Raw genomic sequence first — 13,097 nt, forward strand, 5'->3', positions numbered from 1 at the left:
CGAGAGCACGCCGGGTCTGCGCACCCTGCTGGACAACGCGTACCGGCTCTACGGCCGCCGGGTCGAGGTGCACCTCGACAACACCCCGCACCACATCGGGGTCATCCTGGACGGCAACCGCCGCTGGGCGAAGGCGACCGGCGGTACCACCGCCTACGGGCACCAGCGCGGTGCGGACAAGATCAGCGAGTTCCTGGGCTGGTGCGACGAGACGCACGTCCAGGTCGTCACGCTCTGGATGCTCTCCACCGACAACCTCTCCCGGCCGGCCGAGGAACTGGTTCCGCTGCTCGGGATCATCGAGGACGCGGTCCGCGGGCTGGCCGAGTCCCGCCGCTGGCGGGTGAACCCGGTCGGTGCGCTCGACCTGCTGCCCGAGCACACGGCCGACGTCCTCAAGCAGGCCGCCCAGGCCACCGCGCACGTCCAGGGCGTCACGGTCAACGTCGCCGTCGGCTACGGCGGCCGGCACGAGATCGCCGACGCGGTGCGCTCGCTGCTCCAGGAGCACGCCGGCCGGGGCACCTCGATCGAGGAATTGGCCGAAATCCTCACCGTCGAGCACATCGCCGAGCACCTCTACACCACCGGCCAGCCCGACCCCGACCTGATCATCCGGACCTCCGGCGAACAGCGCCTCTCCGGCTTCCTGCTCTGGCAGAGCGCCCACAGCGAGTTCTACTTCTGCGAGGCGTACTGGCCGGCCTTCCGCAAGGTGGACTTCCTCCGGGCCCTGCGCGACTACCAGCTGCGCAACCGCCGCCTGGGCCTCTGACGGGCCCTCACCCGAAGGTGCTTCGGGGCTCGGTCGTACGGTCGGCCCGGGCCGGTGCGCGGCTGAAGCGTGTTCAGATCGTCTGCCCGGAAGGCGCCCGGGTAAACGTTCGACGACAATGATCCGTCACTTGCGTGCGGCGGGTATGCACCACGGTTCGCCTGGGAATACCCCAGTCAGACCGGTACCCCGGCCACCGGGGTCGCGGGGACCGGCTTGCCGCGGGTGACGCTGGGTCATCCGCTCGGGAGGCCTAGTGGTCAGTACCAAGAGCCGCCGGACACCAGACCGGCGCACGTACGTTCTCGACACCAGCGTGCTCCTGGCCGACCCGCTCGCCATGACGCGCTTCGAGGAGCACGAGGTCGTCCTCCCGGTGGTGGTGGTCACCGAGCTGGAGGCCAAGCGGCACCACCCGGAGCTGGGCTACTTCGCCCGCCAGGCGCTGCGCCTGCTGGACGACTACCGGATCCGCCACGGCCGGCTCGACGAGCCGATCCCGGTGGGCGAGTTCGGCGGCACCATCAGGGTCGAGCTGAACCACTCCGACCCCTCCGTGCTGCCGGCCGGGTACCGCTCGGGCGGAGGCGAGGCGGACACCCGGATCCTGGCGGTCGCCCGCAATCTGCAGGCCGAGGGCTACGACGTCACCGTGGTCTCCAAGGACCTGCCGCTGCGGATCAAGGCCAGTTCGGTCGGCCTGCTGGCGGAGGAGTACCGGGCGGAGCTGGCGATCACCTCGGGCTGGACCGGGATGGCCGAGCTGCAGGTGTCCGGCGACCAGGTGGACGCCCTGTTCGGGGCCGGTCACGACGTCTCGGTGCAGATCGACGGTGCCGATGAACTGCCCGTGCACACCGGGCTGGTGCTCACCTCGGAGCGCGGCCGCGCGCTCGGCCGGGTGGCGCACGACGGCCGGGTCCGACTGGTCCGGGGGGACCGGGAGGCGTTCGGGCTGCGGGGCCGCAGCGCCGAGCAACGGGTGGCGCTGGAGCTGCTGTTGGACCCCGAGGTCGGCATCGTCTCGATGGGGGGTCGTGCGGGTACCGGTAAGTCCGCGCTGGCGCTCTGCGCGGGCCTGGAGGCGGTGCTGGAGCGCCAGCAGCACCGCAAGGTGATGGTGTTCCGTCCGCTCTACGCGGTCGGCGGGCAGGAGTTGGGCTACCTGCCGGGGAGCGAGGCCGAGAAGATGGGCCCGTGGGCCCAGGCGGTCTTCGACACCATGTCCGCGGTCACCACCCCGGACGTGATCGAGGAGGTGATCGCCCGGGGGATGCTGGAGGTGCTGCCGCTGACCCACATCAGGGGCCGGTCGCTGCACGACGCGTTCGTGATCGTGGACGAGGCGCAGTCCCTCGAGCGGAACGTGCTGTTGACCGTGCTGTCCCGGATCGGCCAGGGCTCGCGGGTGGTGCTCACCCACGACGTCGCGCAACGCGACAACCTGAGAGTCGGGCGGTACGACGGCGTGGTGGCGGTGGTGGAGAAGCTCAAGGGCCACCCGCTGTTCGCGCACGTCACCCTCACCCGCTCCGAACGCTCCCCGATCGCCGCTCTGGTGACGGAGATGCTGGAGGACATCCAGCTCTGATCCGCATTCCACATCGGGTCAAATCGCCCTAAAAGGGCATCAAGGAGCCTGTCGCATAGCGGCAGGCTCCTTGGCTGTCATCACATCCGGCCATCCCTTCTCCCGGGTAACGGCAAACTCCCTGCTCGCAGGAATTGTGAGATCCGCCACGCAACCGGGAATTGCGTAGACACGTCCTGGTGCGGCATGGTGAGGGTTCTGTCAGGCCCCGCGTACGGCACAGAACTCGCCCGGCAACTCCGGTCGGCGGGCGGACAACTGAACACGATTGAGCCGTGCGCCGCCCGATCCACTCGCTTGTCCGACTCAGTCTCGGCCCGGCGCCGGGCCCGAGTCTCCCGTGACCAGCACCTGTGGAGGCCAGCGCCAAGGGGCATGTTGCGTCCGAACGGTCACGCGCGGGCGATGCTGGAAGGAAACCATGTGACTCGGATCTCGGTCCGGGGAGTCGCTGTGGCCTCTGCCACCGCGGTCACCGCTGTAGGTGCCGTTGTCGGCGTGGCCTCCGGTAGCGAGGGCAAGAACGCCCAGCCGATGGACGTCGCGGGTGCCACCCTGCTCGCCGACGTCCCGACGGGTGCCCACGCGCAGGCCGTCAGCGACAACTTCATCGAACAGGCCAGCGCCCAGCAGGCGTCCGCCGACCAGGCCGCGCAGGAAGCCGCCGCCAAGAAGGCTGCCGACGAGGCCGCGCGCCAGAAGGCCGCCGCCGACGCGCAGGCCAAGGCCGACGCGGAGAAGGCGGCCAAGGCCGCCGAGGAGAAGCGGAAGGCCGACGAGGAGGCCGCGAACCGCGCCAAGGCGCGGACCGAGATGGCCGCGGTCAGCGCCAGCCCCGGTTCGGTCCAGGCGATGGCTGCCTCGATCGTGGGCGACGCCGGTCAGTTCCAGTGCTTCAGCCACATCGTCAACAACGAGAGTGGCTGGGACTACCAGGCGACCAACGCGAGCTCCGGAGCGTACGGCCTGGTGCAGGCGCTGCCGGGTTCGAAGATGGCCTCGGCCGGTTCGGACTGGCGGACCAACCCCGCGACGCAGATCAAGTGGGGCCTGAACTACATGAACGAGCGCTACGGCTCGCCGTGCGGTGCCTGGTCCTTCTGGCAGGCTCACAGCTGGTACTAGGAGCGAAGCAGCTTCCCCGAGAGGCCCCCGACCTGCGTCGGGGGCCTCTCGGCGTCTTCGCGGTCCGGTCCGGCCCGGTCGCCGCCCCAGTCGACGGGGCCCGTACGCGGGCGGGCCGCGCCGCCCAGCGCTGCGCTGACCATGGCGCGGGTGGGCGGTGCGGTCCAGGTGCGGACGCGGGGCGCCGGGGAGGGTCCTGGTTTGCCCCGGCACCGGCCGGTCCGCCGACAGTTGGCTCTGCAGTGGGCCCCGTGCACCCGACCCCTCCCCGCCGAGCCGGGGTCCGAAACCGGTGGATTATCCGGTATTGGGATATTTTCTGTCCCTGTGACATGGGAAACTCCGCACGCGCACCTCTCATCCTGGGCGAATCCCGGTCCGTCGGACGGGTAGCGTCGTCCCCGACAGCCGTGACTGGGACGACCCACGGCGCAGCAGGGGCCGATCGGGGAGCGGTGGTGTCAAAGGTGGCGCGGGGCGCGAGAACGGTGCTGGCGGTGTCGGGGGCGGGAGCCCTGGCCTCGCGGCTGGTAGCGGTGCTGGCGGAACGGCGACGAGCCGCCCGTGCGGCGGAGGAACAGCTGGTGGACCCCGGCGTCGACATCGTGCCCGTCGACCACGTACCGTCGCCGCGCGCCGCGCAGCCTCTGGACGTCGCCGCGCGGCGTCCCGGGGCCGAGCGGGCACCGGCGCCGTACGGACGCGAAGCCGGCGGTGCTCCCGGCCGTCCGGCGAGTCCGGTCGAGGCCGTGCCGTGGGCGCTGCGGGTGGCCGCCGAGTCCACCTGGCGGCTGCTGCTGCTCGCGGCGGCGCTCTACCTGCTCTTCCGGGTGGTGGACATGCTGCGGCTGGTCGCCTTCGCGGTGCTGGCGGCGCTGCTGATCTCCGCACTGCTGGAGCCGACCGTCTCCTGGCTGCGGCGGCACGGCGTGCCGCGCTCGCTGGCGGCGGCGGTCACCTTCCTCAGTGGTCTGGCGGGGATCGGGCTGGTCGGCTGGTTCGTGATCTGGCAGGTGTCCACCAACCTCAACTCGGTCACCGGCAAGGTCCAGGCCGGTGTCAACCAGCTGCGCGAGTGGCTGGTCACCGGGCCGCTGCACCTGACCCAGCAGCAGATCAACGACTTCGCCAAGCAGATCTCCACCGCGATCGGCACCAACTCGGAGCAGATCACCTCGGCCGGATTCACCGGCGTGGCGATAGCGGTCGAGGTGCTCACGGGCGTCTTGTTGGCGGCCTTCACGACCTTCTTCCTGCTCTACGACGGTGCCAGGATCTGGAGCTGGCTGCTGCGCGGCCTGCCGCGCCACTCCCGGTACGCGATGGCGGGCGCGGGTCCGAAGGCGTGGGCCACCCTCACCGCGTACGTGCGCGGCACCGTGTGCGTGGCCTTCATCGACGCTCTCTGCATCGGTGTCGGCATCCAGCTGCTGGGTGTCCCGCTGGCGCTGCCGCTGGCAGTGATCATCTTCCTCGGGGCCTTCGTGCCGCTGGTCGGCGCGCTGGTCACCGGCACCGTCGCGGTGCTGATCGCGCTGGTCACGCAGGGGCCGTTCACGGCGCTGATGGTGCTGGTGGTCCTGGTCGCGGTGCAGCAGATCGAGGGGCACCTGCTTCAGCCGCTGATCCTCGGCCGTGCGGTGCGGGTGCATCCGCTGGGCGTGGTCCTCGGCGTGGCGGCGGGCACGATCGTCGGGGGGATCGGTGGCGCGATCGTGGCCGTCCCGCTTATCGCGGTGACCAACACCGTGGTGGCCCACCTGCGTCAGCGCAATGCGGCCGGCCAGCAGGTCTTCGAGGCGCTCGAGGCCGCCCGCGTCGCGGCCCCGAGCGCCGAGCCCCGGATCCCGAGCCCGGGCCCCGAGTCCTGAGTGCCGAGTCCTGAGCGGCCCTGAGGGGCGGGCGAACCGAAGAACAGCGAAGGGGCCCTGCCGGACGGTGTGTCCGGCAGGGCCCCTTCGCTGTGCCGTGTGCGTCAGAGCGCAGCCAGGACGGCCTCGGAGTCGAGGGTCGCGGCGACGGCCTGGACGACGGCGGCGATCTTCATCGACGCCTGGACGGTCGCGGCGTCCACGCCCGCCTTGCGGAGGACCTGCTCGTGCGAGTCGAGGCACTGGCCGCAGCCGTTGATCGCGGAGACCGCGAAGCACCACAGCTCGAAGTCGGCCTTCTCCACGCCCGGGGTGCCGATGATGTTCATCCGCAGACCGGCACGCATGGTGGCGTACTCGTCGTTGGAGAGCAGGTGCAGCGTCCGGTAGTAGACGTTGTTCATGCCCATGATGGCGGCGGCGCCCTTGGCGGCGGTGTACGCCTCCGGGGTCAGGTTCGCCTTGGCCTCGGGCTCCAGCTCGCGCAGGACCGCGGGGCTGCGGGTGGCCATCGCGCAGGCCAGTACGGTGCCCCAGAGCTGCTGGGCGGGGAGCTCGGAGTTGCCGATGACCGCGCTCAGGTTGAGCTTGAGGTCCTTGGCGTAATCGGGCAGGGCCGCCTTCAGTTCGTCGAGCGCCATGATCAGCCGGCCAGCAGGGCCTGGGCGTCGAGGGTGTCCTCGCCCTTGGTCCAGTTGCACGGGCACAGCTCGTCGGTCTGCAGGGCGTCCAGCACCCGCAGGACCTCCTTGGGGTTACGGCCGACGGAGCCGGCGGTCACCATGACGAACTGGATCTCGTTGTTCGGGTCCACGATGAAGACGGCGCGCTGCGCCAGGCCGTCGGCACCCTCGACGCCGCAGGCGCGCATCAGGTCGTGCTTGACGTCGGCCAGCATCGGGAAGGGGAGGTCGCGCAGGTCCTTGTGGTCCTTGCGCCAGGCGTGGTGGACGTACTCGGAGTCGCCGGAGACGCCGAGGATCTGGGCGTCGCGGTCCGCGAACTCCTCGTTCAGCTTGCCGAACGCGGCGATCTCGGTCGGGCAGACGAAGGTGAAGTCCATCGGCCAGAAGAACACGATCTTCCACTTGCCCTCGTAGGACTTGTGGTTGATCTCGGCGAAGGCGTTCGCGGCGTCCAGGTCGACGCAGGCGTTGAGTTCGAACTCGGGGAACTTGTCACCGATCGTGAGCACGTTCGCTTCTCCTGTGGTGCGGTTGCGGGGAGGTACGTCCGGATTGCCTATGGTTCGGCTGTTTCGGACTCCTCAACACTGACACACCGCGCACTGATCGGGGAAATAGCTAGACTCGATCCATCTGATCGGAGAGAGCTATCAGTAACTCGCACCACCCCAAGCCCCGCACCCCCACGGTCGCCCAGCTCAGGGCGTTTCTCGCGGTCGTCGAGCACCGGCACTTCCGTGATGCGGCCACTGCGGTCGGGCTCAGCCAGCCGGCGCTGTCCGGTGCGGTCGCGGCCTTGGAGGAGACGCTCGGATCGCAGCTCGTCGAGCGTACGACGCGGAAGGTCATCATCACTCCACTGGGTGAGCGCGTGGCCGGGCACGCACGCCGGATGCTCGCCTCGCTGCACGACCTCACCGCGGAGGTGGAGGCGGCCCGCCGGCCGTTCACCGGGCCGCTGCACCTCGGTGTGATCCCGACCGTCGCCCCGTACCTGCTGCCCGCCGTGCTCCGGCTGGTCCGCCGCAGCTACCCGGAGCTGGACCTGCACGTGCACGAGGAGCGCACCCCCTCGCTGCTGGAGGGGCTCGCCGCCGGGCGCCTGGACCTGCTGCTGCTCGCCCTGCCCGCCGGAGGGGCCGCGCCCACCCGCGACATCCCGCTCTTCGACGAGGACTTCGTCCTGATCACCCCGCCCGACCACGAGCTGGCCGGACGGACCGACGTACCCCGCGACGTCCTGCTCGACCTCGACGTGCTGCTGCTGGAGGAGGGCCACTGCCTGCGCGACCAGGCCCTGGACATCTGCCGTGAGGTGGGCGCCGACCCGGCCGGCGGGTCCACCAGGGCCGCCGGGCTCTCCACCCTGGTCCAGCTGGTCGCCGGGGGCCTCGGCGTCACCCTGCTGCCCGCCACCGCCCTGGACGTCGAGGCCGGGCGGGCCGACCGGCTCGCCTCCGTCCACTTCGCCGATCCGGCCCCCGGTCGCCGGATCGGCCTCGCCACCCGCCCGGGCTCGGCCCGGAGCGACGAGTACGAGCGCTTCGCCGCCTCCCTGCGCGAGGTGCTGCGCGAACTGCCGGTCCGCATCGTGACCTGACCAAACGCCCCGCGACCCGGGTTCGGCACCCCCGCAGGCGGCGGAGGCCGGGCCGGCGGGTGATTGGGGCCGCTGCGACGGGTACTCAATCCATGCAGCACGCCGACCGGTTGAGGGGTGGCCGCCATGTACGTCGCCAGACTCGGGATCGACAGCATCGGGGGCTTCCGGGGCGAGCGTGCCCTCGACCTGGACCTGACCAGGCCCGACGGCTCGCACGCCGGCTGGACGGTGTTCGCCGGGCCGGGCGGCGCCGGCAAGACCGCACTGCTGCACGCCGTCGCCCACGCGCTCGGGTGCGGCCCCGGCGACCCGTCCTGGCTGGACGAGGGCGAGGTGCGGATCGTCGACAGAGAGGCGGAGGAGCTGCGCTGGAGGCTCATCCGGACGGACGGCGTCCTCGCCGAACACCGCTCGGGCGCCCGCACGGCCACCGCATCCGTCGCCACCCGCCTGGGCGGCTCCGGCCCGTTGGGCGGCTCCGCCTCGCAGGCCGGCGGTCCGCGCTGGCCGACCGGGCGCCACGGTGACTCCTTACTCGCGCTGCTCGGCGACGGACTGCTGCCCGAAGGCCACCGCGTCGCCCGGCTCGACCAGGACGGCCTCTGGGTCGCCCGCGGCGGCCGCACCCTCCCGGCGGACGCCCTCGGCGGGGGCATCCGGGCCGTCCTCGCGCTGGTCCTCGACCTGCTCCGGGCCGCCCGGACGGCGGACCCCGACGAGGAGCCGGTGATCGACGGCGAGCCCCCCACCGTCCCCGCGCCCGGCGTCGCCCTGATCGACGAGGCCGAGGCCCACCTGCACCCGGCCCGGCAGCAGTGGCTCGGCGAGTGGCTGGTCGCGCACTTCCCCAACGTCCAGTTCCTGGTCTCGACCCACAGCCCGTACATCTGCCAGGCCGCCGACCCCGGCGGCCTGATCCGGCTGCCGGGTCCCACCGAGCAGAGCCCGCCCCGGGTCCTGGACGAGGACCTCCACCAGCGCATCGTCTACGGCAGCGGCGACGACACCGCGCTCACCGAACTCTTCCGACTGCCCAGCGTCCACTCCCCGCAGGCCGAGGCCGAACGGCAGCTGCTGATCGCCCTGGAGCGCAAGCTGTACGCGGGCAAGGCCTCCACCGCCGACATCGCCGAGTACCGCGCCCTCGGCGCCCGGCTGAACAGTTCGCTCACCGCCAGGGTGGACGAGGCCAGGACCGACCGAGGCGGCAACCGGTGATCCCGCTCCAACGGCCGCCGCTGCACGACAGGTTGGCCGCCGACCTGGCCCGGCGCACCGAGGCGCTGCGCACCGCCGGGCCAAGCACCGCCACCGGGCGGGCCGCCTGGCGCACCGCCCGTGAGCCCAAGGCCCGACTGCGCGCCCTGCTGAACCGGATGGCGCCAGGACTGGTCCGCTGCATGTACTGCGGCGACAACCTCGGCACCGACATCGACCACTTCGAACCCATCGCCCGAGCCCCGCTGCGCACCTTCGACTGGCACAACCACCTGCTCGCCTGTGCCTACTGCAACAGCAACCGCAAGCGCGACCGCTTCCCCTGCGACCCGGTCACCGGCGCCCACCTGCTGATCGACCCCGCCCGCGAGGACCCGGCCGACCACCTGCAGCTCTACCTGGAGTCCGGCGCGTACCGGGGGCTGACGCCCAAGGGCCACGCCACCATCGACGTGTTCGGCCTCAACTCCCGCGGTGAGCTGGTCCGGGGGCGGCGACTGGCCTTCACCGTGGTCAAGTCCCTGCTGCGCGAGTGGCACCGCCAGCACGGCGCAGCCCCGGACCTCGCAGGGGAGTTGGCCGACGCGCTGGCGATGCTCTGGCAGGCGGACGTGCTCCGCGCGGTCCTCCGCCTCACCCGCACCCCGGCCCTCGCGGAGGTGGTCCTGGGCGCGGACGCGTACGCCGCGCTGAGCCGACTCGCCTGCGAGGAACCGCGTTTCGGTGCACCGTGAGGGGCGCGGGACGGGTGCGGGACAGGTGCGGAAGGGGATGCGGGGACGGGTGCGGGAGGAGCACGCCCGCCAGCTGCGGGGACGCCCGGCGGCTCCGGCGTTCCGGCTTTCCCGGCCGAGCGCCCGAGCGCCCGAGCGCCCGATTGCCCGGGTGCGCGGGTGCCCGGGCGGGCTACGGGATCCGCTGCTCGAACCAGACCACCTTGCCCGCGCCGAGCCTGGTCGCGCCCCAGCGGTCCGCGCACCTGGCCACTATCTGCAGACCCCGCCCCCGCTCGTCCTCCGGGCCGACCCGCTGGGCCCGGGGCAGTACGGGACTGTCGTCCCCGACCTCGCAGCGCAGCACCGACGTCCGCACCAGTCGGAGCGTGACCGGCCGGGTGGCGTGCTGGATGGCGTTGGTGACCAGCTCGCTGACCATCAACTCGGTGTTCTCCGCCAGTGGTTCGAGCCCCCAGCGGCGCAGTGCGTGCCCGGCCAGGCGGCGGGCGCGTCCCGGGGTCTCGTGCCGGGGCTGGAGGTACCAGTACGCGACGTCCTCGGCCGGGATGCCGTCGAAGGCGGCGGCCAGCAGCGCGATGTCGTCGGCCCGGTCGCCGGGCGGGAGGATCCGCAGGGCCTCCTGGCAGAGGTGTTCGGGCGAGTGCCGGCGCGCGTTGCCGAGACGGCTGCGCAGCAGTTCGAGGCCGGTGCCGATGGGCCGGCGCCGGGACTCCACCAGCCCGTCGGTGAAGAGCAGCAGTGCGGAGCCGGGTGGTGCGGGCAGCTCGACCGAGTGGAAGTCGACCCCGCCGACCCCGATCGGCGCGCCGGGCTCCAGTTCGAGCAGCTCGCTGCGGCCGTCCGGGTGGATCAGTACCGGCGGTACGTGCCCGGCGTTGGCCAGTACCACCCGGTTCGCGATCGGGTCGTACACCGCGTACACGCAGGTCGCCAAGTGCTGTTCGTGGCCCAGTCGTTGGGCCTGCTCGTCGAGGTGGTAGAGCACCTCGTGCGGCGGCAGGTCGAGCGCGGCCAGGGTCTGCGCGCTGGTCCGCAGCTGGCCCATGATCGCGGCCGAGGTCAGCGAGTGGCCCATCACGTCGCCGACGATCAGGGCCATCCGGTTGCCGGGCAGCGGGACGGAGTCGTACCAGTCGCCGCCGACCTGGGCACCGCTCTCGCCGGGCAGGTAGCGGTGGGCCAGCCGGACGCCGTGCCGCTGCGGCAGATGGGTCGGCAGCATGCTGCGCTGCAGTTCGTCGGCGATCTCCCACTCGCGCGAGTAGCGCAGCGCGGTGTCCACGGCGAGCCCGGCCTGGGTGGCCAGGTGGTTGGCGGTGGCGGTGTCCGAGAGGTCGAAGGCGGTGGCGGCGTCGAACGCGGCCGTCACCGGGTCCGCCACGGCGGGTTGCGAGGCCGGGACCTTTCCCGGGCGGCGGATCAGCAGCAGCAGTCCGAGCGCCGCCTTGCGCCCGCGCAGCGGCAGTGCGAGCAGAGCCGTACCCGCCGCCAGCCTGGCCAGCGTCCGGGCGCCGTACAGCTCCTCCAGCAGCGGGCGGAGCCCGGCGGCGGACGGGGTGCCCAGGACCACCGGTCCGGACGGCAGCTGCTGGTCGAACGCCCGGGCGAGCACCCCGTCCGGCCGGACCTCCAGCGTCGGCGAGCAGCGGCCGAGCCGGGTGCCGTGGGCGTGGTGGATCCGGAGCGCGGTCGGGCGGCCCGGGTCGCGTTCGAGGTTCGGCAGCGGGTCGCGCAGGTGGACCACGGCGGCGTCGGCCAGCGTCGGGACCACGACCCGGCCGAGGTTGCGCAGGGTCGCGGTCAGGTCGAGCGAGCTGTTGATCCGCCGGGCGGCGCTGTCCAGGTACGCCAGCCGTTCGGCGATCGGCTGGCGCACCGCTGCGGTGTGCGGAGGGGCGGTGGCGGCGGGTGCGGCGGAGGGAGGAAAGGTCATGGGCGTCATCGAGGGAGGCGAGCGGCGCTGGACGGGCACGGTGGGCGGCTCCCCTGTCTGGGGCTGGTAGTGGTCGCGCACGGGCTGCCCGTTCCGTTAGGTCGAAGGAGTCTGGGGGGAGTCAGCGATCCGGTGGCCGATCGTTCGTGTTCTCGATGGATCCTGTGGTCATGGGTCCCCGGCCGGGAGGCCGGCGGGTCGGTCCGTCCGCCGATCCACCGCCCGGACCGTCAGCCGACCCGGCGGCAGCGGAGGAACAGCTGCTCCTCCGGCGGCAGGTCGGTGCTCGCAGGGGCGTACGGGTGGCCCGAGTGCCCCTCGACCGCGAAACCGGCCCCGGCCAGCGTCTGTTCCAGCTCCTCGCGCAGATAGCCGCTGATCCTTATCTCGTGCCCGAGGAAGGGCAGCGGCGCGTAGTCGAGATCGGCTTCCACCATGCCGAGCGCGAGCAGGCCGCCGGGCCGCAGCAGCTCGCGGATCCGGCCCAGTACCACCGGTATCTCGTCCTGGGGCAGCAGGATCAGCGAGAAGAAGGCGGTCGCGGCGGCGAGTCCGCCTGCCGCCTGCGGGCCCAACTCCGGTATGCCCCAGGCGTGTACGGCGCGCGGCGTGGCCAGGTCGTACATGTCCATCCGGTGGTAGCCGGCGGCCGGGACCGAACGGCGGGCCAGCGTCAGCATCCCGTCCGAGAGGTCCAGCCCGGCGACCCGCAGGCCGCCCAGGGTGAGCTGGCGGATCGTCGGATCGCCCGTGCCGCAGCCGATGTCGAGGACGGGTGCGCCGGGCTCCAGCTCGGCCAGCAGCCAGTCGCCGCACTCCAGCTGGCCGGCCTTCGCGGGGAAGGCCTCGCCGTAGCGGGCACCGATGGTGTCGAAGGCGACGGCCTGCAGAGCGCGTTCGGCGCGGCGTCGGCAGGCCTGCTGGTCGGCGGAGGCGGGCTCGTGGCCCTTGGCGGGATCGGATATCTGTCCGGTCGTCACGATTTCGAGGCACCTTTCCACCCTGGCCGCCGCCCGGCCGCGCCGCCGACAGCCCCCCTCGGCCCCCGGCCTCGCCACCTGCTGCGGTCCGCCACGCTCCCGCGTCACTGTGCTGCCTGCTGCCCTGCTGGTTCCCGTGTCCCGCTGCCCGCTGTCGCGCTCACCGCCGTACCGGGGCTCCCCGCTCCGGCCCCCGCTCCGTCCGTGTCGATCCCGGCAGTGCTTCGGGCACACTGCACTGGCCTTTGAGGATAGGCGTGATCACTAGGCCATGGGATCCCTTTCCGGCCAACTCATGGTCGTTGGGACGAATTTGGCCGGGATCGTGGGAGCACATCGGGGCGGGAGGGGGTGGTGCGGGTACTCGCCCCGCGCCGCACAGCGCGCTGGACGCAACGCTGCTGACCTACGAAAACGCGATATATCAAGGCGTTTATCGAACGTCAATCGGCATCTGACAGAGTTTCTACCAGCGCCGGGGAAGCGTCAGGGCGTTGCCCCCGCCCGGGGGGGGCGGGGACAGCCACGCCCCCGGGGGTACCCAGTGTGGGGAGGGGGGTAAACGCGCAGGGGGGGCG

11 protein-coding genes are annotated in these 13,097 nt (G+C 72.2%); 7 read left to right on the plus strand and 4 right to left on the minus strand.

The window, feature by feature from the left end; translation table 11 throughout:
• Nucleotides 1–25 precede the first annotated feature (25 nt).
• The 4 genes from ACFC1R_RS14765 to ACFC1R_RS14780 all read left to right on the plus strand — a co-directional run bounded on the left by ACFC1R_RS14765 (nt 26) and on the right by ACFC1R_RS14780 (nt 5,362).
• A complete protein-coding gene (locus ACFC1R_RS14765) occupies nt 26–775 on the plus strand; it encodes an isoprenyl transferase (RefSeq protein ID WP_375938381.1) in 750 nt (249 codons plus the stop codon).
• Between the two features lie 256 nt (nt 776–1,031).
• Nucleotides 1,032–2,366 carry a PhoH family protein gene (locus ACFC1R_RS14770; protein ID WP_375938274.1) on the plus strand — a complete coding sequence of 445 codons (1,335 nt, stop codon included), beginning with the start codon at nt 1,032–1,034 and terminating at the stop codon, nt 2,364–2,366.
• A 405-nt stretch (nt 2,367–2,771) separates the two neighbouring features.
• Nucleotides 2,772–3,491, plus strand: a complete 720-nt coding sequence (locus tag ACFC1R_RS14775; RefSeq protein WP_375938277.1) for a transglycosylase SLT domain-containing protein — start codon at nt 2,772–2,774, stop codon at nt 3,489–3,491.
• Between the two features lie 458 nt (nt 3,492–3,949).
• Nucleotides 3,950–5,362 (plus strand): AI-2E family transporter, encoded by a 1,413-nt coding sequence (locus ACFC1R_RS14780; RefSeq protein ID WP_375938280.1) that lies wholly within the window; start codon nt 3,950–3,952, stop codon nt 5,360–5,362.
• 104 nt (nt 5,363–5,466) lie between these two features.
• Here ACFC1R_RS14780 and ACFC1R_RS14785 read toward each other — a convergent pair whose 3' ends face one another.
• The gene (locus tag ACFC1R_RS14785; protein WP_375938283.1) at nt 5,467–6,003 is read right to left on the minus strand and encodes an alkyl hydroperoxide reductase; all 537 of its coding nucleotides are present in this window, start codon (nt 6,001–6,003) and stop codon (nt 5,467–5,469) included.
• 2 nt (nt 6,004–6,005) lie between these two features.
• Nucleotides 6,006–6,557, minus strand: coding sequence for a peroxiredoxin (locus tag ACFC1R_RS14790; protein WP_280695172.1), 552 nt, complete (start codon nt 6,555–6,557; stop codon nt 6,006–6,008).
• A 140-nt stretch (nt 6,558–6,697) separates the two neighbouring features.
• Between ACFC1R_RS14790 and ACFC1R_RS14795 the strand changes: the two genes are divergently transcribed.
• From ACFC1R_RS14795 to ACFC1R_RS14805, 3 genes are all read left to right on the plus strand, one after another.
• Nucleotides 6,698–7,648, plus strand: a complete 951-nt coding sequence (locus ACFC1R_RS14795) for a LysR substrate-binding domain-containing protein (RefSeq protein WP_375938384.1) — start codon at nt 6,698–6,700, stop codon at nt 7,646–7,648.
• Between the two features lie 126 nt (nt 7,649–7,774).
• Nucleotides 7,775–8,869, plus strand: a complete 1,095-nt coding sequence (locus ACFC1R_RS14800) for an AAA family ATPase (protein WP_375938286.1) — start codon at nt 7,775–7,777, stop codon at nt 8,867–8,869.
• Complete coding sequence (locus tag ACFC1R_RS14805; protein WP_375938289.1) at nt 8,866–9,603, plus strand: HNH endonuclease; 738 nt, start codon at nt 8,866–8,868, stop codon at nt 9,601–9,603. The genes ACFC1R_RS14800 and ACFC1R_RS14805 overlap by 4 nt, the downstream gene beginning before the upstream one ends.
• A 172-nt stretch (nt 9,604–9,775) precedes the next feature.
• Here ACFC1R_RS14805 and ACFC1R_RS14810 read toward each other — a convergent pair whose 3' ends face one another.
• Both ACFC1R_RS14810 and ACFC1R_RS14815 read right to left on the minus strand, forming a co-directional pair.
• Nucleotides 9,776–11,539, minus strand: coding sequence for a SpoIIE family protein phosphatase (locus tag ACFC1R_RS14810; protein WP_375938291.1), 1,764 nt, complete (start codon nt 11,537–11,539; stop codon nt 9,776–9,778).
• A 230-nt stretch (nt 11,540–11,769) separates the two neighbouring features.
• Nucleotides 11,770–12,429, minus strand: coding sequence for a class I SAM-dependent methyltransferase (locus ACFC1R_RS14815; protein ID WP_375938387.1), 660 nt, complete (start codon nt 12,427–12,429; stop codon nt 11,770–11,772).
• Nucleotides 12,430–13,097: the final 668 nt, after the last annotated feature.

The sequence above is a fragment of the Kitasatospora sp. NPDC056138 genome (assembly GCF_042264695.1).
Lineage (GTDB): Bacteria > Actinomycetota > Actinomycetes > Streptomycetales > Streptomycetaceae > Kitasatospora.